The organism is Burkholderia sp. THE68 (assembly GCF_009938265.1).
Taxonomy (GTDB): Bacteria; Pseudomonadota; Gammaproteobacteria; order Burkholderiales; family Burkholderiaceae; genus Caballeronia.
In genome coordinates, this window is the sequence record NZ_AP022317.1 from 458,654 (window position 1) to 481,506 (window position 22,853).

The window sequence follows — 22,853 nt, forward strand, 5'->3', positions numbered from 1 at the left end:
AACGATGAGAGGAACATCATGACGCGTGACAAGGTTCGCTGGGGCGTGCTTGGCGCCGCCCGCATCGCCGACAATTTCGTGGTGCCCGCCATCCAGCGATCGGTCAACGGTCGCGTGGTGTGCGTCGCCGCACGCGATCGCGACCGCGCCGCCGCGTTCGCCGCGCGGCACGGCATCGCAGCCACACATGCGAGTTACGACGAAGTCATCGCAAGCGATCAGGTCGATGCCGTCTACATCCCTCTGCCGACGGCCAGTCACTTCGAGTGGTGCAAAAAGGCGCTGCTCGCGGGCAAACATGTCCTGTGCGAGAAGCCCATCGCGATGACGGCCTCGCAGGTTCGTGAGTTGATTGCGCTGCGGGACGCGACGGGTCTGATCTGCGGCGAGGCGTTCATGGTGGCGCACCATCCGCAGTGGGCATTCGTCAGGGAGCGCATCGCAAACGGGTCACTTGGTGAACTGAAGCGCGTGGAAGGGTCCTTCACTTACTTCAACGATGATCCTCGCGCACTCAAAAATGATCTGGCGCTGGGCGGTGGCGGCGTGCGTGACATCGGCGTCTATCCGGTCGTCACGACGCGCATCGCGACGGGCCTTGAGCCTGTCGAGGTCAACGCGAGCATTACCATCGATCCGCGCTACGGCACGGACAAGCTGGCGGTCTGCGATCTGAAATTTCCCGGTTTCGACCTTCACTTCTACTGCGGCACGCAACTCGCGCGCCGCCAGCAAATGATCTTCCACGGCTCGAAAGGCTGGCTTTCACTGGATGCGCCGTTCAACCCCGGCGTGTACGCCGGTGCGTGCGTTCACATTCGTCCGGATGACACGGGAAAGGTCGAAACGGTCGAATTTGGAAACATCGATCAGTATCAGTCGATGATTGAAGATTTCAGTGCAGCGGTGCTCGGGCCCGACAAATCGATTGTATTTACGCTCGAGAATTCGCTGGGCAACCAGCTTGTCATCGACGAGGTCCTGTCTCATGCCGACCGTTAGCACGGCGTCGATGACCGACGTGCAGCAACTCCGGGAAACCCGCGCGCTGGCGGCCGCGCGCGCCAACGCGGATGACGCATCCCTATGGCGATGGTTTTCGGCCCTGATGGACGGTGGAGAGATTCGCTGGTGCCGCGCCGCCGAAGGCTGGCTCGTGAGCGTCAATCATCGGCATGTGGCGACCGCCGCGTCCTTCGACGAGGCCATTCGCACCGCCAAGGCGCATGTTCATTCCGCGATGCGCTTGAAACTGGCGTAGTAATCCTCGGTGTAGTAGCAATCGCCCGTCTGCCGGCGCGGTCCGCCGCACACGATGCGGCGCTGCCCGCGATCCGTCGAACCGGGCGTGCGAACCGTATATGCGTGGTAATAGCCGCGCGGATGCTGCGGCAGCAGTGTCGAGCTGTTGCGGAACAGGACGCCGTCCTCGCCGAACGGGTACGGGCCGCCCGCTTTGATCAGACGCAGCGTTTCAGTTGCCTCTGCCGGCAATTTCGCCCGGGTGACCGTGGCGAGCACGCCCGATGCGGCGGGTGGCTCGCTCGCGGCCTGGCTCAGTTGGCCCGCCGCCTGACTCGCGGCGGATGCGCCCGTGTCTTGAGCTGCAGTAGGCGATTTGTTCTTGTCGCATCCGCCGAGGAGTGCGCTCAAGACGAAGATGCAGGTGAAAACGCGTGCCGGTTTCACGAGATGGTTGTCTCCACGTTGACCTGCATCCGACGATCACGAACGATTCAGGGTATCGCTAATGGCAAGGCGAATCAACGTTTCGACGCCGACAAAAAAATGGCGCCGCAGGCATTCAGCTTGCGGCGCCACTGCATGACGATGTTGAGAACCGACTGCGTCCTTACATCTTCACGGTATCGGCCACTTCCTTGAAGTCTTCGATCCGGTCGAAGTTCATGTACTGGTAAATCTTGTCGCTGTTGGCGTCGAGCACGCCGATGTCGGCCATGTACTCGGCCTTGCTCGGAATCTTGCCCAGACGCGAGCAGATCGCCGCCAGTTCCGCCGAGCCGAGATACACATTCGTGTTCTTGCCCAGGCGGTTCGGGAAGTTGCGGGTCGAGGTCGACATGACCGTCGCGCCTTCGCGCACCTGTGCCTGGTTACCCATGCACAGCGAGCAGCCCGGCATTTCGGTACGCGCGCCGGCCGTGCCGAACACGCCGTAGTGACCTTCCTCGGTCAGCTGCTTCTGGTCCATCTTCGTCGGCGGCGCGACCCACAGCTTGACGGGGATGTCGCGCTTGCCTTCCAGCAGCTTCGACGCGGCACGGAAGTGCCCGATGTTGGTCATGCACGAGCCGATGAACACTTCGTCGATCTTGGCGCCAGCCACGTCGGAGAGCGTCTTCACGTCGTCCGGATCGTTCGGGCAGGCCACGATCGGCTCGTGAATATCGGCGAGGTCAATCTCGATGACCGCGGCATATTCGGCGTCGGCATCCGGCGACAGCAGTTGCGGGTCGGCCAGCCACTGCTCCATCGCCTCGATGCGGCGCTGCAGGCTGCGCGGGTCCTGATAGCCCTGGGCGATCATCCACTTCAGCAGCGTGACGTTGCTGTTGAGATACTCGATGATCGGTTCCTTGTTCAGGTGGACCGTGCATCCGGCGGCCGAGCGCTCGGCCGAAGCATCCGACAATTCGAACGCTTGCTCGACCTTCAGGTCGGGCAGGCCTTCGATTTCGAGCACGCGGCCCGAGAAAATGTTCTTCTTGCCTTGCTTGGCAACCGTCAGCATGCCCTGCTTGATCGCGTACAGCGGGATTGCGTTGACCAGATCGCGCAGGGTCACGCCCGGCTGCATCTTGCCCTTGAAGCGGACCAGCACGGATTCCGGCATGTCCAGCGGCATGGTGCCCGTCGCGGCCGCGAAGGCGACCAGGCCCGAACCCGCCGGGAAGCTGATGCCGATCGGGAAGCGCGTGTGCGAATCGCCGCCGGTGCCGACGGTGTCGGGCAGCAGCATGCGGTTCAGCCACGAGTGGATCACGCCGTCGCCCGGGCGCAGCGCGATGCCGCCACGGGTGCTGATGAAGTTCGGCAGGGTCTGGTGGGTCTTCACGTCCACCGGCTTCGGATAAGCGGCCGTGTGGCAGAACGACTGCATGACGAGGTCGGCCGAGAAGCCCAGGCACGCCAGGTCCTTCAGTTCGTCGCGGGTCATCGGGCCGGTGGTGTCCTGCGAGCCAACCGAGGTCATCTTCGGTTCGCAGTACGTGCCCGGACGCACGCCCTGGCCTTCCGGCAGGCCGCAGGCACGGCCGACCATCTTCTGGGCCAGCGAGAAGCCACGGCCGTTGTCGGCGGGCTGCTGCGGCAGGCGGAACAGGGTCGATGCCGGCAGGCCCAGCGCTTCGCGCGCCTTCGCGGTCAGCCCGCGGCCGATGATCAACGGAATGCGGCCGCCGGCGCGCACTTCATCGAACAACACGTCGGACTTGACCTGGAATTCGGCGATCACTTCGCCGTTCTTCAGCGCACGGCCTTCGTACGGGCGCAGTTCGACCACGTCGCCCATTTCCATCTTCGAGACATCGAGTTCGATCGGCAGCGCGCCGGCGTCCTCCATGGTGTTGTAGAAGATCGGGGCGATCTTGCCGCCCAGGCACACGCCGCCGAAGCGCTTGTTCGGGATGAACGGAATGTCCTCGCCCGTGAACCACAGCACCGAGTTGGTGGCCGACTTGCGCGAGGAGCCAGTGCCGACCACATCGCCTACGTACGCGACCAGGTGACCCTTTTCCTTCAGCGACTCGATGAACGCGACAGGCCCACGCTTGCCGTCTTCTTCCGGTGTGATGCCGGGGCGGGCGTTCTTCAGCATCGCCAGCGCGTGCAGCGGAATGTCCGGGCGGGTGGTGGCGTCCGGGGCCGGCGACAGGTCGTCGGTGTTGGTCTCGCCCGTCACCTTGAAGACGGTGATGGTCAGGCTTTGCGGCACTTCCGGACGGCTCGTGAACCATTCGGCGTCCGCCCAGCTTTGCAGTACGGCGCGCGCGTGGGCGTTGCCCGCGTCGGCCAGTTCCTTGACATCGTGGAACTGGTCGAACATCAGGAGGGTCTTCTTGAGCGCTTCTGCGGCCACGGCGCCGACTTCCGCGTCGGACAGCAGCTCGATCAGCGGCTCGATGTTGTAACCACCGAGCATGGTGCCGAGCAGTTCGGTGGCGCGGGCGCGCGTGATCAGCGCGCAGGCCGTCTGACCCTTGGCCACGGCGGCGAGGAAGCCGGCCTTGACGCGGGCGGCTTCGTCCACGCCCGCGGGCACGCGGTTGGTGATCAGGTCGAGCAGCGTCTGTTCTTCACCGGCGGGCGGATTCGTCAGCAGTTCCACCAGCTCGGCGGTTTGCTGAGCCGACAGCGGCAGGGGAGGAATACCGAGCGCGGCGCGTGCGGCTGTGTGGGCGCGAAAGTTTTCGAGCATGGGGACCGTTCGTATTGCGTTTCAGGGGCTTTCCAAACGTGCCAAGGGTGTTCTGGCACTGCTTCGGCCGCCATTTTAATCGCAATACTGCACCGCGTCAAATGTCTTATGTCTTATGTCTTATATAAGAGTTGAGGGTGTGAGGTTTCCCCAGTGATGATGGTTGGTCGTATCGCTCGTGCGCCGCCCCTCAGGGCGGCGCACGTCTTTCAGGCCGTTTCGGCTACGGGTGTCGATTTTTCCGATGGCCGGGGCGCGTGCTCCGCAACCTGTCCTCGCAGTTTGATCAGCGCCAGCACCGTATCGATCGTGGGCGTGGGCTGGCCGACGAGACGCCCCATTTCCTGGATGACGGTGAGGAGCGGATCGATCTCCATCGGCCGGTTGGCTTCGAGATCCTGGAGCATCGATGTCTTGTGCGCGCCGACCGCGCCCGCGCCGTCGATACGCCTTTCGACATCGACCCGGAAATGCACGCCGAACTGATCGGCGATCGTCTTGGCCTCCAGCATCATGGCTTTGGACACCGCGCGCGTAGCCGGATTGCTCGTGATGACATCGAGGGTTGCATGCGTCAATGCGCTGATCGGGTTGAAGCAGAGATTGCCCCAGAGCTTCAGCCAGATTTCATCGCGGATACGTTCCCGGATGGGCGCATCCAGACCCGCTGCGCTCATGATTTCATGCAGCCTCTGAATGCGCTCGCTGCGCTCCCCGCTGGGTTCGCCGATGGGAAATTTCTTTCCATACACATGGCGGATCACACCCGGCGCGACGACTTCCGCCGCCGGGTACACCACGCATCCGATCGCGCGCTCCGGTCCGAGCGCGCTCCATTGCGTTCCGCCGGGATCGACGCTGTCGAGCGTGGTGCCTTCCAGATTCCCGCCATGCCTGTGAAAGTACCAATAGGGAATCCCGTTGACGGCCGTGACGATCGCCGTGTCCGGCCCGAGCAAGGTTCGTATCTGGCCGACGACACCCGGCACCGAATGCGCCTTCAACGCCACGATCACGTAATCCTGCTGACCCAGCTCGCGCGGGTCCGATGCACATCGGACCTTGACCACACGTTCCTCGCCGTCGATTTGCAGCCGTACGCCCTTTTCCTGCATGGCGGCGAGGTGCGGACCGCGCGCAACGAAGCTCACGTCAGCACCCGCGAGCGCCAGCTGCGCGCCGAGATATGCGCCGATTGCACCGGCGCCATAGACACAGATCTTCATGGTCACTCACGCTCCAAGATGATTGAGCAGCGCATCGACACTGCCTTTCGCATCGCCGAACAACATGCGGGTGTTTTCCTTGTAGAAGAGCGGGTTGTCGACACCCGCATAGCCCGCCGCCATGCTTCGTTTGGACACGACCACGGTGCGCGCCTTCCACACTTCGAGCACCGGCATGCCGGCAATCGGACTGCCGGGGTCTTCGAGCGCGCCCGGATTCACGATGTCGTTTGCGCCGATCACCAGCACGACATCCGTGCTGGAAAAGTCTTCGTTGATTTCATCCATTTCGAGAACGATGTCATATGGCACCTTCGCCTCCGCAAGCAATACGTTCATGTGCCCCGGCAAGCGGCCCGCCACCGGATGAATGCCGAAGCGCACCTTCACGCCCTTGCTGCGCAGGTTTTTCGTGATCTCGCTGATGGTCGCCTGAGCCTGCGCGACGGCCATGCCGTAGCCCGGCACGATGACGACTTCCGATGCATCGCGCAACAGCGCGCCGACTTCATCGACCGTGACCGGTGCGACTTCTCCCTCGATCGCCTTTCCTGCGGAAGACGTCACCGTGCCGAAGCCGCCCAGAATCACGGAGAGAAATTTGCGGTTCATCGCGCGGCACATGATGTAACTCAGAATCGCTCCGCTCGAGCCGACCAGCGCGCCGGTCACGATCAACAGATCGTTGCTGAGCATGAAGCCGGTCGCGGCTGCCGCCCAGCCCGAGTAGCTGTTCAGCATCGACACGACCACCGGCATGTCCGCGCCGCCGATCGCCATCACCAGATGCACGCCGAGCAGTGCGGCGATCGCGGTCATCGTGAGCAGCGCGCTGATGCCGACATCCGCATCGGGCGCAGTGAGGAACACATAGCCGAGCGCGAGGCACGCGAACACGCCGACGAGATTCAGCGTGTGCCGCATCGGCAGCAGCAAGGGCTTGCCGCCCACGATGCCCTGCAGCTTGAGGAATGCGGCGATGGATCCGGTGAACGTCACCGCGCCGATGAACACGCCGAGATAGATCTCGACTTCGTGCACCGATTGCGCCACGCTGTCCGGCTCCGCGCCTGACCCCGGCGACAGATAGCTCGCGATGGCGACCAGCACCGCCGCCAGCCCCACGAAACTATGCAATGCCGCGACGAGTTGCGGCATCTGCGTCATCTCGACGCGTCGGGCGAGCAGCGCGCCGCCCGCCACGCCGATCGCCATCAGCACGACGACGACCGGCAGCGCCGCTCCGCCGTTGAGCCATAGCGTCGTGACGATCGCGATGGCCATGCCGGCGACGCCGCAGAGGTTGCCGCGCCGCGCCGTCGCCGGATGACTGAGCCCGCGCAGGCTCAGGATGAACAGCACGCTCGCCACCAGATAGGCGATGCTTCCGATTCCAGTTTGCATGTCGATCTCCTTAGCGCTGGAACATGTTCAACATGCGTTGAGTGACGAGAAAGCCGCCAGCGATATTGATGGTCGCGATCAGAATCGCCAGGCCGGAAAGAATCGCGACCAGGTTATTCGGCGTGCCGACCTGCAACAGCGCGCCCGTCACGATGATGCCGCTGACCGCGTTGGTCACGCTCATCAGCGGTGTGTGCAGTGCGGGCGTCACGTTCCATACGACCTGATAGCCGACGAAGATCGCAAGCACGAACACGGTGAAGTGTGCGACGAACTCAGGCGGAGCAACGGCGCCCAATGCCGCGAGCAATACGGCTGCGACAGCGAGCCCGGCCACGCCGATCCATCCCGCGCGGCGCTTCTGTTCGACCGTCGCGGCAATCGTCGTGGCGGGTTTCGCGGCGGCGGGAGGAGCGACCGCGGGCGCGGGCTTCCTGGGCATCGGCCATCTCACGTGGCCGCGCAGCACCACGGCCACGCCGCCGATCACTTCGTCATCGGTATCGACCACGATTTCGCCGTTCTTCTGCGGCGTCAGATCAGTCAGAAGATGCCGCAGATTCGTGCCGTACAACTGGCTCGATTGCGTCGCCATGCGCGATGGCAGATCCGTATAAGCGACGATCGTGACGCCCTCCACGAATGCCGCCTCGCCCGGCTGCGTCAGCTCGCAATTGCCGCCCTGCTCCGCCGCCATGTCGACGATCACGCTGCCCTGGCGCATGCTGCGCACCATGTCGGCGGTGATCAGTCTGGGCGCGGGCTTGCCCGGAATCAGCGCGGTCGTCACGATGATGTCGACCTCCTTCGCCTGCGCGGCGAACAGCGCCATTTCCGCGGCGATGAATTCCGCGCTCATCTCTTTCGCGTAGCCGCCGCTGCCGCTGCCGTCTTCCACATAATCGAGTTCGAGAAACTCCGCGCCCATGCTCTCGACCTGCTGCCGCACTTCGGGCCGCGTATCGAATGCACGGACGATCGCGCCGAGACTGCGCGCCGCGCCGATCGCCGCGAGTCCCGCCACGCCCGCGCCGATCACCATCACTTTGGCCGGGGCGATCTTGCCTGCCGCCGTGATCTGTCCCATGAAGCCACGGCCGAACTGGTGCGCGGCTTCGATGACCGCGCGATAGCCCGCCATATTGGCCATCGAACTCAGTGCATCGAGTTTTTGCGCGCGCGAGATGCGCGGCACGCAGTCCATCGCGAGCGCGGTGACGTTGCGCGCGGCGAGGCGCGTCAACAGCGTTTCGTTCTGCGCCGGCCAGATAAAACTGATCAGCGTCGATCCTTCACGCAACCACACGACTTCATCGGCCGCAGGTTCGATGGAAGGCGCCCTCACTTTCACGACGATATCCGCGCCCGCATAGAGCGACGGCGCGTCCTGCGCGATATGCGCCCCCGCCGCGCGATAGGCGTCATCGGTAAATGCGGCAAGTTCACCCGCACCGGTCTCGACGGTCACTTCGAAACCGAGCTTCAGCAGATGTCCGACTACTTCGGGCGTCAAGGCGACGCGACGTTCCCCGGGATAGCGCTCCCGTGGCACTGCAATCATCATTGGCATGACTAAATTCCCAATCGACGGTTTGAAATTCTGAGTGGCGCGCGCCTGAGAGAAGCCTTAGCGTGCTTCAACCGTCGCGAGTACTTCGGACACGTGGTTCGTCAATGTGCCGATGCCTTCGATCGAAACCTCGACCGTCGCGCCATCGCGCATCGAACCCACGCCCAGCGAAGTGCCGCACGCGATCACGTCGCCTGGCAGCAAGGTCATGTCGCGGGAAATGCGGCTCACCTGTTCCAGCGGTGAAAACGCCATGTCGGCCAGCGGATAGTTTTGCCGCTCGACGCCGTCGAGCGTGGTCACGACGTGGGTGTTTTCCCAGTCGAGTTCGGTCGTGATCGCAGGTCCGATGCAACCGAACGTGTCATAGCCTTTCGCGCGACACCATTGTGCAAAGTTCGCATCTTCGAACAGCAGGTCGGCGGCCGTGACGTCGTTGACGCATGTATAGCCGAACACATAACCGGCGGCTTCCTCGACGCTCACATTGCTGCACCGTTTGCCGATCACGATCCCGAGCTCGCCTTCGTAGACGATCTTGCCGTCGTATGCGGCGGGACGCTGAATCGTGTCGCCGGGTCCGGCGAGCGACGTCGACGGTTTGATCAGAAACAGCGGATGTTTGGGCAGCGGCTTGCCGAGCTTCGCGGATAGCGCATGAAAGTTGTTCCATAACGCGACGATCCGGCTCGGCACGCACGGACTCGTCAGCGAAACGTCGTCGAGGCCGAACGTCCGTCCTGTCGGACGCGGCGAGGCGAACATGTCGCCTTCGTATTCGATCACGCGCCCGTCGTCGAGCAGGCCAAAACCAGCGCGGCCGTTTTCCTTGCCCGTCGCGTGCGTATAGCGGATCCACAAGCTCATATTGTCTCCTCCCGATGTCGCAAGACCTTTCGCGCTGCGCGCGCAGCCGCCTGCGCCTCGCGTCAGCGAAGCTGGCGCAAGGTACGAATAGTTGTCGATTTCTGGTCGGTCAGCCGCGAACGCGGGCGTCGTTGAAGCGGCCGGTGGGATGGGTGGCCGCTTCCTCCTCTACAGCTTCGTCCGGGCGCTTCGTGGTGCGCAGACGCAAGCCGCTGTCTTATGTTCTTTGAATCGCTGAAGCTCAGGCGGGGGTCTTTGCCTCCAGCTCGGCGATCCTCTTGCGTAGCGCACGATCTTCCTGAAAGCGCGCCGTTTCATCGCGAATGATCGCGACAATGCCGGTCACTTCGCCTTGCGGCGAGCGCAATAGCGCGACCGTGAACGCGATCGACATCGCGCGTCCGGCTTTATCGACGGCAGGCACCTTGAGCAGATCGTGCCCATAACGCGTCTCGCCGGTCGCCATCGTCTTCTGGTAGCCGTCCCAATGACGGCCGCGCAGACGTTCCGGAATGATCAGATCCAGCGACTGTCCCATTGCTTCGCTCTCGGTAAAGCCGAACATGCGTTCCGCAGCCGGATTCCATAGCGTGATCGCACCGTTCGCATCCGAAATGATCACGGCATCGCCAATTGCATTGACGAGCTGTTCGTAGTCGATGGTGTGGGCCATGGTGTCGTCCGGATCGTGGGGTAACGATGCAGCTTACGCTTGAAAGCGATCTAGTAATTATCGAGGGGGCGCTGCCGTCCTGCCGTCTTCCTGTCAAGACGGCAGAAGGCAGCGATCACCCTTTACCTGCCAATGTGACCGCGTCAGACGGCCCGGATTTCCTGCATGCGCGCAACCTGCTCCGCGCTGTAGCCAAGCTCGAGCAAGACTTCCTCGGTGTGCTCGCCCAAGAGCGGCGAGCCCGTGATTTCCGGCTTCAGATCCGAGAACTTGATCGGGCTGCCGACCGTGAGGTACTTGCCGCGCACCTTGTGATCCACTTCGACGATCGAGCCGCTCGCGCGCAGCGATTCATCGTTCGCGAGTTCTTTCATCGTCAGCACCGGCGCGCACGGAATATCGAACTTGCGCAGAATGTCGACGGCTTCGAACTTGGTCTTGTCGGCGAGCCACGTTTCGATCGTATTGAAGATATCGAAGATGTGCGGCTGGCGCGCTTCGGCCGTCATGTAGTTCGGGTCCTGAATCCATTCCGGCTTGCCGATCGCGCGGCAGATCGGCGCCCACGCGTGACCCTGAATCGTGAAGTAGATGTACGCGTTCGGGTCGGTTTCCCAGCCCTTGCACTTGAGCACCCAGCCCGGCTGTCCGCCGCCGCCCGCGTTGCCGCCGCGCGGCACCACGTCGCTGAACGTGCCGTGCGGATATTGCGGATACTCTTCCAGGTAGCCCACGCGATCCAGACGCTGCTGGTCGCGCAGCTTCACGCGGCACAGGTTGAGCACGCTGTCCTGCATCGACACGGCGACTTTCTGCCCCTTGCCCGTTTGCTGACGGCCGATGATAGCCGTGAGAATGCCGATCGCCAGATGCATGCCGGTGTTGCTGTCGCCGAGCGCGGCTGCGCTGATGGTCGGCGGGCCGTCCCAGAAGCCCGTCGTCGATGCCGCGCCACCCGCGCATTGCGCGACGTTTTCATAAACCTTCAGATCGTCGTAATGGTGACCGTCGCTGAAACCCTTGACGGATGCCACGATCAGCTTCTTGTTCAGTTCGTGGATGTTTTCCCACGAGAAGCCCATGCGGTCCAGCGCGCCCGGACCGAAGTTCTCGACCAGCACGTCCGATTCGCGGATCAGCTTGGTGAGCACTTCCTTGCCTTCTTCCGTTTTCGTATCGAGCGTCAACGAGCGCTTGTTGCTGTTGAGCATCGTGAAATACAGCGCGTCGGCGTCCGGAATGTCGCGCAACTGGTTGCGCGTGACGTCGCCCGACCCGGGACGTTCGACCTTGATCACATCCGCACCGAACCAGGCCAGCATCTGGGTGCATGCGGGACCGGCTTGCACGTGCGTGAAGTCGATGATCTTGATGCCTTTGAGTGGTTTTTCGCTCACTTGAAATCTCCTGGGTGGCTGGTCTTGATTACTTTTTCATCGCCGCGGTTTGCGGGTTCAGATTCGTCAGGCGACCGCTCTCCGTGCCGGCCGTTTCATCGATCACTGCGTTGATCAGCGTCGGCTTGCCCGACTTGATCGCTTCTTCGAGTGCATGTGTGAGCTCGTCAGGCGTCGTCGCGTGGAAACCGATGCCGCCGAATGCCTCGATCATCTTGTCGTAGCGCGCGTTCTTCACGAACACGGTCGGCGCGACGTCCTTGCCGCCGGTCGGATTCACATCGGTGCCGCGATACACGCCGTTGTTGTTGAAGACGATGGTGCAGACCGGCAAGTCGTATCGGCAGATGGTTTCGAGCTCCATGCCGCTGAAGCCGAACGCGCTGTCGCCTTCGATCGCGACGACCTGCTTGCCGCTCGTCACCGCCGCGCCGATCGCGAAGCCCATGCCGATGCCCATGATTCCCCACGTGCCGGAATCGAAGCGCTTGCGCGGCTCGTACATGTCGATGATGCTGCGCGCATAGTCGAGCGTGTTCGCCCCTTCGTTGACGACGTTGATGTCCGGGCGCGTCTTCAGCACGTCGCGAATGGCGCGCAGCGCGCTGTGGAAATTCATCGGCGACGGATTCTTCGCGAGCGTGGCCGCCATCTTTTCGAGGTTCTTGTTCTTGCGCTCGTTGATCGCGCCCGTCCATTCGCCCGACGGCTTCGGGAAACCCGCATCGATGCCCGCGACGAGCGCCGACACGCACGAACCGATGTCGCCGATCACCGGCGCCGCGATCGCGACGTTGCTGTCGATCTCGGTCGGCGAGATGTCGATCTGCACGAACTGCTTGGGCGCCGCGCCCCAGGTCTTGCCCTTGCCGTGCGCCAGCAGCCAGTTCAGACGCGCGCCGATCAGCACGACGCAGTCCGCTTCCTGCAGCACGAACGAACGCGCCGCCGACGCCGATTGCGCATGCGTATCGGGCAGCAGGCCCTTGGCCATCGACATCGGCAGATACGGAATGCCGCTCTTCTCGACCAGTTCGCGAATCTGCGCATCGGCCTGCGCGTAGGCCGCGCCCTTGCCGAGCAGGATCAGCGGACGCTTCGCGCTCTTGATCACGTCGAGTGCGCGCTTCACCGAATCCGGCGACGGCAACTGACGCGGCGCGGCATCGACCACCTTGATGAGCGATTGCTGGCCTTTGAGCGCGTCCATCGTCTGTGCGAGCAGCTTGGCGGGCAGATCGAGATACACGCCGCCCGGACGGCCCGACACGGCTGCGCGGATCGCCCGCGCCACGCCGATGCCGATGTCTTCCGCATGCAGCACGCGATAGGCCGCCTTCGCATACGGCTTGGCCGCGTTCAGCTGGTCCATCTCTTCGTAGTCGCCCTGCTGCAGATCGACGATTTCGCGCTCGCTGGAGCCGCTGATCAGGATCATCGGGAAGCAGTTGGTGGTCGCGTTGGCCAGCGCGGTCAGGCCGTTCAGGAAGCCCGGCGCCGACACGGTCAGGCAGATGCCCGGCTTCTGGGTCATGTAGCCGGCGATCGCGGCCGCATTGCCCGCATGCTGCTCATGACGAAAGCCGATGAAGCGCATGCCTTCCGCCTGCGCGAGGCGCGCCAGGTCGGTGATCGGAATGCCGACGAGGCCGAAGATCGTGTCGATGTCGTTGAGTTTCAGCGCATCGATGACCAGGTGGAAACCGTCAGTCGTCTGCTGCACTTGTTCTTCAGCGACTGCCTGCGCGCTTTCCTCGAGTACGTCTGCCATTTTGTCTCCTCCTGATGGATGGTTATCGTGGTGATATACTAGATATCAGATACTGAATTTGTCAAAGCCTATTTTTGGTTTTTTTGAGCTGGCTGTTTTAGAAACCGAGGCCGCGGACGTCCGTCACGCGGCCTTTTGCATTTGTGGGTCAACGCGTCTTCATCGCGCCGACGATTTGCTCGGCGCTTCCGTCCAGTCAGACGGGAAGGACATGCCGATCGGCGGCGGCGATGCGGTCTGCGTGATCGTGTTTTCTATCCAGCGGCGGCGCATGGGCGCGAGTACGAACTTGGCGCATATGCCCGCCGCTATCGACGTGATCGCGGTCGCGATGAACACGGTGTTCCACGAGCCGAGCGACGCCAGCACGGACGCAATCGGCACCATCATCGAGGCCGTTCCCTTGGCCGTGTACAAGGTGCCCGCGTTGGCGGCGGCGTACTTGCTGCCGAACGTGTCGGCGCAGGTCGCCGGGAAGATCGAAAAGATCTCGCCCCAGCACAGGAACGTCAGCGCCGCGAACACCATGAACATGTAGGGGTTCTGGCCGAACTGCATCAGCCCGAGCAGCGCGACGCCCTCGCCCAGAAAGATGATGAACATGGTGTTTTCCCGGCCGATCTTGTCCGAGATGAAGCCGCATAGCGGTCGCGTGAAGCCGTTGCACAGGTTGTCGATGGACAGCGTCATCGCGAGCAGCGGCAGGGTCGCGCCGAACAGGCTCACCGGCATGCTGGCGAAGCCGTATTCCTTGGCAATCGGCCCGAACTGCGCGGTGGCGATCACGCCGCCCGCCGCCACCGCGACGAACATCGCATACAGCACCCAGAAGATCGGCGCGCGCACCATCTGCCCGGTCGTGTAGTCGATCTTGGTCGACACGATGCGTTTGGCCGGCACCAGGTTCGCAGGCGGCTTCGGCCGCACGAGCAACAGCGCCAGCACGAAGATCACCGCGCCTTGCAGGCTGCCGAAGAACATGAACGCGCTTTCGTAGCCCGTGCTCTGGATCATGTTGGAGATCGGGATCACGGTCACGGCCGCGCCCGCGCCGAAGCCTGCCGCCGTCAGACCGGCCGCGAGGCCGCGCTTGTCCGGAAACCACTTCAGCGCGGTGCCGACGCACGTGCCGTACACGCAACCCGCACCGATACCCGCGACCACGGCGGCGATGTACAGATGCATGAGCGTGGTGGCATGCGCGTCGATGATCCAGCCGATCGCCGCGCAGATCGCGCCGCCCATCACCACGGGTCGCGGCCCGAACTTGTCGACGAGCCAGCCCTCGACGGGCACGAGCCACGTCTCCGTGACGATGAAGATCGTGAACGCGGTCTGAATCGCCGCCTGACCCCAATGGTGCTTCGCGTCCATCGGCATCACGAACAACGTCCACGCGTACTGGAAGTTGGCCACGAGCCCCATGCAGACGATGCCGATCGTCAACTGCACCCACCTGTTATGACGAAGTCCGTTCGAATACCCGGTCATCGCCGTGTCTGCGCTTGCCATGTCTGTCTCCGTTATGTGTCAGTGCGCTCGTGCGGCGCCTATGTACTTCAGAAACCGACGCGGTGCGTCGGTGGCGAGTCGGTGTGTCGGATAGATGGCCGGTCGTCGCGGCAGGCGCGATCGAACGCGGAAAAGCACACGAGTGAATCGTGCTCGCGAAAAACGATAAGGAAAAGTTAGAAAAAATTTAGATATCGATTCAGGATCATGAATGAATTAGCGGCGGCATAGATTCGCGGCGAAAGGGCGGCGAATCGATTTTGTTACACCTCTTACCGCCAACTACGTGCGTCGTTACGAAAACCTTTCAGGGCTACGGGTATACTCGCGCCGTCTCAAAAACAAACATCCGAACAATGTCCAAGCGAATCATTCAGTTTGTTGCGATCGCCGCGCTCGCGGCTTCGGCGTCGATGCCGGCCCTGGCGGGCGACATGAACAATGCGCTCGGCGGCGCGCTCGGCGGCGTGGCCGGGGCGGCGCTCGGCGGCGCGGTAGGCGGCAGCACGGGCGCGGTGCTCGGCGGCGCAGTGGGCGGGGGTGCGGGCGGTGCGGTCACGTCGAACCGTCGCGAGCGCACGGGCGCGATCATCGGCGGCGCGTTGGGCGGCGGCGCGGGTACGGCGGCAGGCAATGCGATGGGCGGCCGTGGCGGCGGCCTGGTCGGCGCGGCGCTGGGCGGCGGCGCGGGTGCCGCGCTGGGCGGCAATGTCTCGCGCTCGAATTCCTACGCGGACGACTACAGCCGCGGTCATCACGGCAAGCACCACAAGCATCATCGTCACGACTGAGCACGGACCGGCCCCGGCGCGATTGCCCTCGCGCCGAGGCCGGCAGAACTCGACGTCCGGGTCCCTCAGGCCGGGTCTGGAATGAGCAGAACCTTGCTCGATTTCGCCAGGCCCGCATGCAGATCGGCAAATGCTTGCGGACCTTGCGCGAGCGACCTTTGCTCCAGCCACGCCAGCGAACCGAACGCGCCTTCGTGCAGCGCGGCGACGCTCGCGCGCAGATCGGCCATCGTGTAGGTGTAGGTGCCGAGCAGGGTGATTTCCGCGAGCGTGAGCTTGCGCATGTCGATCTCGCTCGCCCAGTCCTGCAAACCGATGTGCATGATCACGCCGCCCGGCTTCACCGCCGCGAGTGCGCTCGCGCGCGTGACCTTGGCGCCCACCGCATCGATCACGAAATCGAAGTGGTTCTGCGGCGCTTCCTGCGCCAGCGGATCGAGCGTTCTGCAACCGGCTTCGCGCTCGCATGATGCACGGCGCGCGGCGTGGGTTTCGGCCACCGTTACGTCGCGGCATCCGTACGCACGCAGCAGCAACGCGCAGAGCAGGCCAATCGCGCCGCCGCCGATCACGAGCGCGCGGCACTCGGGCAAGGGCCGCAGCAACGCGCGCATCGTGAGATTCACCGCATGCAACGCGGTCGCGGCGGGCTCGGTCGCGGCGGCGATGTGCGCGGGCATATCGCCGGGAATCTCGACGAGACTCGCGGCCGGTATCGACATGTAGTCGGCGAAGGCGCCGGGACGCGTCATGCCGACCATCGTGCGATTCGCGCACAGGTTATCGCGGCCCTGCACGCAAAACTCGCACGTCCCGCAAGTGATGAGCGGATTGCCGGTCACGCGCGTTCCTTCCCGCCACTTCGCATCGCGACTCTGCGCGATGGTGCCGGCGAATTCGTGTCCGAGTACGAGACCCGGCTTGCGACGCGGATCGTGCCCGTGATAGGCGTGCATGTCGGAGCCGCAGATGCCGACCGCGTCGATCTTCAGCACGACCTCGCCCGCTTGCGCGACCGGCTCGGGGCGATCGAGGAGCTGCATCTCGTTCGGCTGGGTGTACACAAGGGCTTTCATCGAAAGGTTTTCCCGTTGGTGTTATCGATGGCTGGCGAGTTCGCGTGCGCGCAGGCGCTCGCACGAAGGCGACTTGCGGTGCCGCGCGAGCCACGCACAACACGACGCGCTCAGGACGCCCGCAGCCAGCACGTAGAGGCACAGGTACCACGGCTTGCCGGACTGGATTCCGGTCAGCCATGTCGCCGCGACGGGCGTCAGGCCTCCCGCGAACACGCCTGCGAACTGATAGACGAACGAGATGCCGCTATAGCGCACATCCGGCTCGAACGCTTCGGAAAAGAGCGAGGACATCGTGCCGAACACGGCAGCATGAAACACGCCGAACGGTACGATGATCGCGATCCACACCGGCAGCGCCGAGCCGTTCGCGCCCGCCATCAGCATGAACGCAGGAAACGCCGAGAGTCCCGCCAGCAGCGCGCCCGTGCCGTACACGACCGGCTGCCCGACCTTGTCGGACACGCGCCCCCAGAACGGGATGAAGAACGTCATCACAAGCGCGCCGAATACCACGCCGAGCAGCGCGGTGGTGCGCGCGAAGTGCAAGGTGTCGGTGAGATAGTGAATCGAGAACACGCCGAACACATTGAAGAACACGCCATCGATCACGCGGGCGCCCATGCATGCGAGCACCGTGCGCGGATAGCGGCGGAACACGTCCATGATCGGCAGCGTGGCCTTGTGCGCTTTCTTCGCCTTCTTGAAGTCGTCAGTTTCGGCGACATGCTTGCGCATGTAGAAGGTCACGATGACGAGCACGCCGCTCGCAAGGAAAGCCAGCCGCCAGCCCCACGTCAGGAACTGCTTCTCGTCGAGCGTGAACGACAGCACCGCGATGACGCCCGAGGCGAGCACGAGGCCGAGCGACATGCCCACCTGCGGCAGGCTCGCGTAGAAGCCGCGCTTTTCGACGGGTGCGGACTCATAGGTCATCAGGACCGCGCCGCCCCACTCGCCGCCAAGCCCGATACCCTGCACGATGCGGCAGGCAAGCAGCAACAGCGGCGCCGCAATGCCGATGCTCGCATACGGCGGCACGAGGCCGATCAGAACGGTCGCGCCACCCATCAGCAGCAGCGTGAGCATCAGCATCTTCTTTCTGCCGAGCCGGTCGCCGAAGTGACCGAAGATCACGCCGCCCACCGGCCGCGCGACGAAGCCGAGCGCGAACGTGCCGTAAGCGAGCATCGTCGAGATCACCGGGTCCGTCTGCGGAAAATACAGCTTGTTCAGCACGACGCCCGCCACCACCCCATAAAGGAAGAAGTCGTACCATTCGATCACCGCGCCGAGCACGCTCGACACCGTGACCGCCCGTAGATTCTCCGAACCGCTGCGCGCGACATCTTCAGCGGACGAAGGCGCGCCCGTGCCGACGTGCCCGCGTCCCTGACTGTCCTGAATCAGCATGTTTGTCTCCACCAACGTGGATCAGCGTGCGGTATAACCGCCGTCGATCATGATTGTTTGACCGCTAATGTAAGCGGACGCGTCGCTTGCGAGAAACACGGCGAGGCCGTCGATGTCCTCCAGAGTGCCGTTGCGGCCGAGACAGGTTTGTTCCGCGTGCCGCGCGGCGAGCGCTTCGTCGGCGAATACGGATGCCGTGAGCGCCGTAGGAAAAAAGCCTGGACCGATGGCATTGCAGGTGATGCCGTGACGCCCCCATTCCTGAGCGATGGCGCGCGTGAGCTGCACCACGCCGCCCTTCGCCGCGCCGTATGGCGCGCTGTTCGCAAACGCCCGATACGACTGCAGCGAAGCGACGTTGATGATTCTTCCCCAGCGCCGTTCCTTCATGCGCGGCGCGAGCGCCTGGGTCAGAAAGAACGGCGCACCGAGATGCAGCGCGAGTTGCGTCTGCCATGCCTCGGGCGTGACCTCGGAAAACGGCTGGCGCAGATTCACGCCGGCGGCATTCACCAGTATGTCGATCCGCCCGTTCGCCGCGAGCGCCTGCCCGGCGCATTGACGCGCCGCTTCCGGACTGCCGATATCCCCGGCGATGCAATCCGCCGCGATGCCCTGCGCGGCGAGACTGGCCACCGCGTCGCGCAGCGCGCTTTCGCGCCTTGCTGCGAGCACGACGCGCGCGCCCGCGTGCCCGAGCGCGCGCGCCATCGCGAGGCCGATGCCGGCGTTGCCGCCGGTCACGAGCGCGATGCGTCCTTCGAGACTGAACAGCTTTGCATGATTCATCGATCGCTCCGTCGAGTGCGCTGTGCGTTCAAACCTGAACCGTCTCGCCCTTTTCGAACTGCTCGTCGGGAAAGTACTTCTTCAGGCGGTCGTCGGCCGTTCGCGCATGCGCCTCCATGCCTTCGAGTCGCGAGATGCGCGCCGTGACTTCGCCGATACGTCTGGCCGCATCGCGCGTCATGCGCTGCCACGTCAGCGTCTTCACGAACTTGTGCACGGAAAGCCCGCCGGAATAGCGCGCCGCGCCCTTGGTCGGCAGGACGTGGTTCGGACCGCTCGTCTTGTCGCCGAACGCGACCGTCGTTTCTTCGCCCAGGAACAGCGAGCCGTAGCAGGTGAGCGTGTCGAGCCACCAGTCGAGATCGGCGGCGTGCACTTCGAGATGCTCGGAGGCATAGCGGTCCGATATCTCGACCACTTCCTCGCGCGTGTCGCAGAGGATCACTTCGCCATAGTCGCGCCATGCGGCGGCGGCGGCGTCGCGGGCGGTCGGCGGCAGATCGTCGATCAGACGCGGCACCAGCGCCATCACTTCGGCGGCGAGCGCCTTCGAGGTCGTGAAAAGCCACGCGGGCGACTCGTGGCCGTGTTCGGCCTGGCCGACCAGATCGCTCGCGACGATCGCCGGATCGGCGGTTTCGTCGGCGATCACGGCGACTTCCGACGGACCCGCGAACACGTCGATGCCGACCTTGCCGAACAACGCGCGCTTCGCTTCCGCGACGAACTTGTTGCCCGGACCGACGACGACATCCGCCGGTTTGCCGGTGAAGAGACCATATGCCATCGAAGCGATCGCCTGGACACCGCCAAGCGTCATCACGACATCCGCGCCCGCCGCCTTGAACGCGTACAGCACGTACGGATGAATACCGCCGCCGCGAAACGGGCTGGAGCAGGCAATCACCGTTTTCACGCCGGCCGCCTTCGCCGTCGCCACGCCCATGTATGCCGACGCGATATGCGCGTAACGCCCGGCCGGCGCATAGCAGCCGACGACGTTCACCGGAACCACACGCTGACCGGCCGTCACGCCCGGATGCAGCTCGACCGAGAAATCTTCGATCGAGCGACGCTGCGCGAGCGCGAAGTCACGCACTTGCTTCACCGCGAAGTCGATGTCGTCGCGAATAGGCTGCGGCACTTCGCACGCGCGCCGCTCGATTTCCTCGCGCGACACGATGATCTCGCCATCCCAGCGATCGAGCTTCGCCGCATAGGCGCGCACGGCGGTTTCGCCGTTGGCTTCGATCTCCGCCAGCATCTCCGTGACGACCCGCTGGGCGGTGGCGGTTTCGGTTTCCGGGGTCTTGGCGGCCTTCTTGATATACAACACCGTCATGGTCTGCTCCTGAGTTCGAACACTTCGATCTGAAAATGCAAGCGCTTGCATTTTTGCCTTAAAAATAAGCCGATACTGAACTCGGCTGATATGTTCCTAACGCGCTAGATGCAAGCGCTTGCATTTATAATAAATCGACTTTTCTGCGATGACATCGGGACTGTTACCTAGAGACATGCTCTATTCGCGGCACCGTACGATCTTCATACAATGACGACTTCGACCCAGGACAAAAGCCCGTTCATGAGCAACGTCGAAAGACCAAGACTCGCCGATGTCGCGGCGCTCGCGGGCGTCTCTACGGCAACCGTGTCGCGTGCGCTGTCCAACCCCGAGGTGGTGAAAGGACCGACCCGCGAGCGCATTCTGCAAGCGGTTGCGCGGCTGGGCTATGTTCCCGACGGCGCCGCACGGGCGCTGGCTCTCGGCCGGGCGCGCATGGTCGGCGCGATCGTTCCGACACTCGACAACGCCATCTTCGCGCGCGCGGTGCAAGGCCTGCAAAGCACGCTCTCCAGCGCGGGCTACCAGTTGCTGATCTCATCGCACGAATACAGTCTTGCAGCGGAGACGGAAAGCGCACGCGCGCTGCTCGAACGCGCCGTCGATGCGCTCGTGCTCGTCGGCGCGGATCATGCCCATGAAACATGGGAACTGGTTCGCGCAAGCCGCATTCCGGTGCTCATCACCTGGACCAACGCCGTCAACGCCGGCGAATTCCTCACGGCTTCCACGCCGCTCATCGGCTTCGATAACCGCCTCGTCGGCAAGCTCGCGGCGGAGCATCTGCTGTCGCTCGGGCATCGGACGTTCGGCATGATCTCCGGCCTCACGCGCCAGAACGACCGCGCGCGGCATCGCGTCGATGGCTTTCGCACGACGCTCGCGGACGCGGGCTTGCGCCTGCCGGAAGCCAATGTCGTCGAGCAGCCGTTCGGTTTCGATGGCGGACGCGCAGGTCTCAAGCATCTGATGCAACTGCGCCCGCGCCCGAGCGCCGTCTTTTGCGGCAACGACGTCCTCGCGCTCGGCGCGCTGTTCGAGGCGCAATCGATGAAGATCGACGTGCCGCGCGAACTGTCGATCGTCGGCTGCGACAACCTGCCGATCTCCTCGCAGATCACGCCGGGTCTTTCCACTGTCTTGCTGCCTACGTATGAACTGGGCCAGCGCGCGGCCCTCACCCTGCTCGAATGGCTCGCCTCGGATCGGGTTCCCGCCGACGCGTGCCTGCCGATCGAACTCGTGGTGCGCGGCACGAGCGGGCCGCCGCCGGCCTGATCGCCGCGACGCTCATGACGGTCACGACGCGCTCGACGCCTTCGGCCGCATGCCGAGCGTCTCGCGCATGCAGACGTCATCGCGCTGACGCTCCCAATGCGCGACCGCCACCGTGGCGACCGCGTTGCCGATCATGTTGGTCGTCGCGCGCACTTCGGCGATGAACCGGTCGACACCCAGCACGAGCGCCGCGCCTTCGATCGGAATGTGCTTGAACGCCGCGAGCGTCGCCAGGAGGCAGATGAAGCTCGCGCCGGCCACGCCCGCCATGCCTTTGGACGTCAGCATCGAAATGCCGACGAGCACCGCCTGCTCGGCCACCGACAGCTGAATGCCGAAGGCCTGCGCGATGAACACCGCGCAAATGACCTGCGCCACGCACGTTCCGGCCAGATTGAAGGTATAGCCCATCGGCATGACGATACCGACCACGCCCGTCGGACATCCGAGCGCTTCGAGCTTCTTGACGAGCTGCGGAAACGCCGCTTCCGACGAAACCGTCGCGATGACGAGCAGGATCTCGCCGCGTATGTACTTGAGCAGCCGCCACAGGCTGACGTCGCACATCAGGCAGATGCCGCCCAGCACCAGCACGATATACGCGAGTGTCGCGACGTAGACCGTGATCAGCAGCATCATGAGCGAGTTCATGGTGGCGAAGCCGAACTTGCCGACGGCATAGGCCATCGCGCCGAATGCGCCGATCGGCGCGACACGCATGACGATACGCACGATGCCGAAGAGCGCGTGACTGATCGCTTCGAAGAACTTGTACGCCGGCTCGCCGGCCTTGCCCGCATGCGACAGACCGATCGCGAAGAGGGTCGAGAAGAGCACGACCTGCAGCATGTCCGAATGCGCGAAGGCCGACACCGCGCTATCGGGAATGATGTTCAGAAAAAATTCGGTGACGCCGCCCGATGCATGCATCGAGCGTTCGTATCCGCTCAGCACGCTCGCATCGATCGATGCCGGCGAGAGATTGAGGCTCGCGCCGGGCTGGATATAGTTGACGGCCCACAAGCCCATGAGCAGCGCGATGGTCGTGGTCAGTTCGAACAGGATGATCGACCGCCCGCCGATGCGCCCCAGCGCACCCGCGCCGCCCATCTCTTTCGCGCCGAGCACGATGGTCACGAAAATCAGCGGCGCGGTGACCATCTTGACCAGTTTGATGAACGCCGTGCTCAACGGTGCGACGCTCTGCCCGAAGTGGGGAAAGTAATGGCCGAGCAGCGCGCCTGCCACGATTGCGATGAGCACCTGAACGTAAATCTGACGAAAGATTTTTCGCATGCTTGTC

At 63.7% G+C, this 22,853-nt stretch carries 19 protein-coding genes; 4 read left to right on the plus strand and 15 right to left on the minus strand.

All coding sequences use genetic code 11. The annotated features are described in order from the left end of the window. Positions 1–18 precede the first annotated feature (18 nt). Together BTHE68_RS23395 and BTHE68_RS23400 are read left to right on the plus strand one after the other, a co-directional pair. Positions 19–1,002 carry a Gfo/Idh/MocA family protein gene (locus BTHE68_RS23395; protein ID WP_162068681.1) on the plus strand — a complete coding sequence of 328 codons (984 nt, stop codon included), beginning with the start codon at positions 19–21 and terminating at the stop codon, positions 1,000–1,002. Positions 1,003–1,012: 10 nt separating this feature from the next. Continuing rightward, complete coding sequence (locus tag BTHE68_RS23400) at positions 1,013–1,261, plus strand: hypothetical protein (RefSeq protein WP_162068682.1); 249 nt, start codon at positions 1,013–1,015, stop codon at positions 1,259–1,261. Here BTHE68_RS23400 and BTHE68_RS23405 read toward each other — a convergent pair. The 10 genes from BTHE68_RS23405 to oxlT form a co-directional block, all read right to left on the minus strand. Further along, positions 1,231–1,689, minus strand: a complete 459-nt coding sequence (locus tag BTHE68_RS23405) for a ribonuclease (RefSeq protein WP_061179384.1) — start codon at positions 1,687–1,689, stop codon at positions 1,231–1,233. The genes BTHE68_RS23400 and BTHE68_RS23405 overlap by 31 nt on opposite strands. Before the next feature lie 163 nt (positions 1,690–1,852). Further along, a complete protein-coding gene (gene acnB / locus BTHE68_RS23410; protein WP_162068683.1) occupies positions 1,853–4,438 on the minus strand; it encodes a bifunctional aconitate hydratase 2/2-methylisocitrate dehydratase in 2,586 nt (861 codons plus the stop codon). Between the two features lie 209 nt (positions 4,439–4,647). Continuing rightward, on the minus strand, positions 4,648–5,664 hold the full coding sequence (locus tag BTHE68_RS23415) for a 2-dehydropantoate 2-reductase (RefSeq protein WP_162069161.1): 1,017 nt from the start codon (positions 5,662–5,664) through the stop codon (positions 4,648–4,650). Positions 5,665–5,670: 6 nt separating this feature from the next. After that, positions 5,671–7,068, minus strand: a complete 1,398-nt coding sequence (gene pntB / locus BTHE68_RS23420; protein ID WP_162068684.1) for a Re/Si-specific NAD(P)(+) transhydrogenase subunit beta — start codon at positions 7,066–7,068, stop codon at positions 5,671–5,673. 10 nt (positions 7,069–7,078) lie between these two features. Beyond that, on the minus strand, positions 7,079–8,638 hold the full coding sequence (locus BTHE68_RS23425; RefSeq protein ID WP_162068685.1) for a Re/Si-specific NAD(P)(+) transhydrogenase subunit alpha: 1,560 nt from the start codon (positions 8,636–8,638) through the stop codon (positions 7,079–7,081). 57 nt (positions 8,639–8,695) lie between these two features. Then, complete coding sequence (locus BTHE68_RS23430; RefSeq protein ID WP_162068686.1) at positions 8,696–9,505, minus strand: fumarylacetoacetate hydrolase family protein; 810 nt, start codon at positions 9,503–9,505, stop codon at positions 8,696–8,698. 241 nt (positions 9,506–9,746) lie between these two features. After that, entirely contained in the window at positions 9,747–10,178 is a 432-nt protein-coding gene (locus tag BTHE68_RS23435; RefSeq protein WP_162068687.1) for a PAS domain-containing protein, read from the minus strand. Between the two features lie 143 nt (positions 10,179–10,321). Further along, entirely contained in the window at positions 10,322–11,575 is a 1,254-nt protein-coding gene (frc, locus tag BTHE68_RS23440) for a formyl-CoA transferase (RefSeq protein WP_162068688.1), read from the minus strand. A 28-nt stretch (positions 11,576–11,603) separates the two neighbouring features. Continuing rightward, a complete protein-coding gene (oxc, locus tag BTHE68_RS23445; RefSeq protein ID WP_162068689.1) occupies positions 11,604–13,346 on the minus strand; it encodes an oxalyl-CoA decarboxylase in 1,743 nt (580 codons plus the stop codon). 159 nt (positions 13,347–13,505) lie between these two features. Beyond that, positions 13,506–14,858 carry an oxalate/formate MFS antiporter gene (oxlT, locus tag BTHE68_RS23450; RefSeq protein ID WP_162068690.1) on the minus strand — a complete coding sequence of 451 codons (1,353 nt, stop codon included), beginning with the start codon at positions 14,856–14,858 and terminating at the stop codon, positions 13,506–13,508. A gap of 356 nt (positions 14,859–15,214) precedes the next feature. Between oxlT and BTHE68_RS23455 the strand changes: the two genes are divergently transcribed. Continuing rightward, a complete protein-coding gene (locus BTHE68_RS23455) occupies positions 15,215–15,649 on the plus strand; it encodes a hypothetical protein (RefSeq protein ID WP_162068691.1) in 435 nt (144 codons plus the stop codon). A gap of 65 nt (positions 15,650–15,714) precedes the next feature. Here BTHE68_RS23455 and BTHE68_RS23460 read toward each other — a convergent pair whose 3' ends face one another. Genes BTHE68_RS23460 through hpsN form a run of 4 tightly spaced genes read right to left on the minus strand, consistent with a single transcriptional unit; the run spans position 15,715 to position 20,269 of the window. Next, on the minus strand, positions 15,715–16,725 hold the full coding sequence (locus BTHE68_RS23460) for an alcohol dehydrogenase catalytic domain-containing protein (protein WP_162068692.1): 1,011 nt from the start codon (positions 16,723–16,725) through the stop codon (positions 15,715–15,717). Positions 16,726–16,746: 21 nt separating this feature from the next. Further along, on the minus strand, positions 16,747–18,138 hold the full coding sequence (locus BTHE68_RS23465) for an MFS transporter (RefSeq protein ID WP_162068693.1): 1,392 nt from the start codon (positions 18,136–18,138) through the stop codon (positions 16,747–16,749). Positions 18,139–18,159: 21 nt separating this feature from the next. Next, on the minus strand, positions 18,160–18,927 hold the full coding sequence (locus tag BTHE68_RS23470; protein ID WP_162068694.1) for an SDR family NAD(P)-dependent oxidoreductase: 768 nt from the start codon (positions 18,925–18,927) through the stop codon (positions 18,160–18,162). 28 nt (positions 18,928–18,955) lie between these two features. After that, positions 18,956–20,269: a sulfopropanediol 3-dehydrogenase gene (gene hpsN / locus BTHE68_RS23475; RefSeq protein WP_162068695.1), complete on the minus strand. Its 1,314-nt coding sequence runs from the start codon at positions 20,267–20,269 to the stop codon at positions 18,956–18,958. A gap of 210 nt (positions 20,270–20,479) precedes the next feature. Between hpsN and BTHE68_RS23480 the strand changes: the two genes are divergently transcribed. Beyond that, the gene (locus tag BTHE68_RS23480) at positions 20,480–21,550 is read left to right on the plus strand and encodes a LacI family DNA-binding transcriptional regulator (protein WP_232078094.1); all 1,071 of its coding nucleotides are present in this window, start codon (positions 20,480–20,482) and stop codon (positions 21,548–21,550) included. Between the two features lie 21 nt (positions 21,551–21,571). On the opposite strand, the gene BTHE68_RS23485 is transcribed toward BTHE68_RS23480, so the two are convergent. Then, the gene (locus BTHE68_RS23485; protein WP_162068696.1) at positions 21,572–22,846 is read right to left on the minus strand and encodes a cation:dicarboxylate symporter family transporter; all 1,275 of its coding nucleotides are present in this window, start codon (positions 22,844–22,846) and stop codon (positions 21,572–21,574) included. Positions 22,847–22,853 lie beyond the last annotated feature (7 nt).

What these genes read in the sequence shown, in the direction of transcription:
- BTHE68_RS23430 (WP_162068686.1), bottom strand. Translation starts at nt 9,505, where the DNA reads ATGAGCTTGTGGATCCGCTATACGCACGCGACGGGCAAGGAAAACGGC.
- acnB (WP_162068683.1), bottom strand. Translation starts at nt 4,438, where the DNA reads ATGCTCGAAAACTTTCGCGCCCACACAGCCGCACGCGCCGCGCTCGGT.
- BTHE68_RS23465 (WP_162068693.1), bottom strand. Translation starts at nt 18,138, where the DNA reads ATGCTGATTCAGGACAGTCAGGGACGCGGGCACGTCGGCACGGGCGCG.
- oxlT (WP_162068690.1), bottom strand. Translation starts at nt 14,858, where the DNA reads ATGGCAAGCGCAGACACGGCGATGACCGGGTATTCGAACGGACTTCGT.
- BTHE68_RS23400 (WP_162068682.1), top strand. Translation starts at nt 1,013, where the DNA reads ATGACCGACGTGCAGCAACTCCGGGAAACCCGCGCGCTGGCGGCCGCG.
- BTHE68_RS23415 (WP_162069161.1), bottom strand. Translation starts at nt 5,664, where the DNA reads ATGAAGATCTGTGTCTATGGCGCCGGTGCAATCGGCGCATATCTCGGC.
- oxc (WP_162068689.1), bottom strand. Translation starts at nt 13,346, where the DNA reads ATGGCAGACGTACTCGAGGAAAGCGCGCAGGCAGTCGCTGAAGAACAA.
- BTHE68_RS23435 (WP_162068687.1), bottom strand. Translation starts at nt 10,178, where the DNA reads ATGGCCCACACCATCGACTACGAACAGCTCGTCAATGCAATTGGCGAT.
- BTHE68_RS23395 (WP_162068681.1), top strand. Translation starts at nt 19, where the DNA reads ATGACGCGTGACAAGGTTCGCTGGGGCGTGCTTGGCGCCGCCCGCATC.
- BTHE68_RS23455 (WP_162068691.1), top strand. Translation starts at nt 15,215, where the DNA reads ATGTCCAAGCGAATCATTCAGTTTGTTGCGATCGCCGCGCTCGCGGCT.
- BTHE68_RS23480 (WP_232078094.1), top strand. Translation starts at nt 20,480, where the DNA reads ATGACGACTTCGACCCAGGACAAAAGCCCGTTCATGAGCAACGTCGAA.
- BTHE68_RS23470 (WP_162068694.1), bottom strand. Translation starts at nt 18,927, where the DNA reads ATGAATCATGCAAAGCTGTTCAGTCTCGAAGGACGCATCGCGCTCGTG.
- BTHE68_RS23460 (WP_162068692.1), bottom strand. Translation starts at nt 16,725, where the DNA reads ATGAAAGCCCTTGTGTACACCCAGCCGAACGAGATGCAGCTCCTCGAT.
- BTHE68_RS23485 (WP_162068696.1), bottom strand. Translation starts at nt 22,846, where the DNA reads ATGCGAAAAATCTTTCGTCAGATTTACGTTCAGGTGCTCATCGCAATC.
- hpsN (WP_162068695.1), bottom strand. Translation starts at nt 20,269, where the DNA reads ATGACGGTGTTGTATATCAAGAAGGCCGCCAAGACCCCGGAAACCGAA.
- pntB (WP_162068684.1), bottom strand. Translation starts at nt 7,068, where the DNA reads ATGCAAACTGGAATCGGAAGCATCGCCTATCTGGTGGCGAGCGTGCTG.
- BTHE68_RS23425 (WP_162068685.1), bottom strand. Translation starts at nt 8,638, where the DNA reads ATGCCAATGATGATTGCAGTGCCACGGGAGCGCTATCCCGGGGAACGT.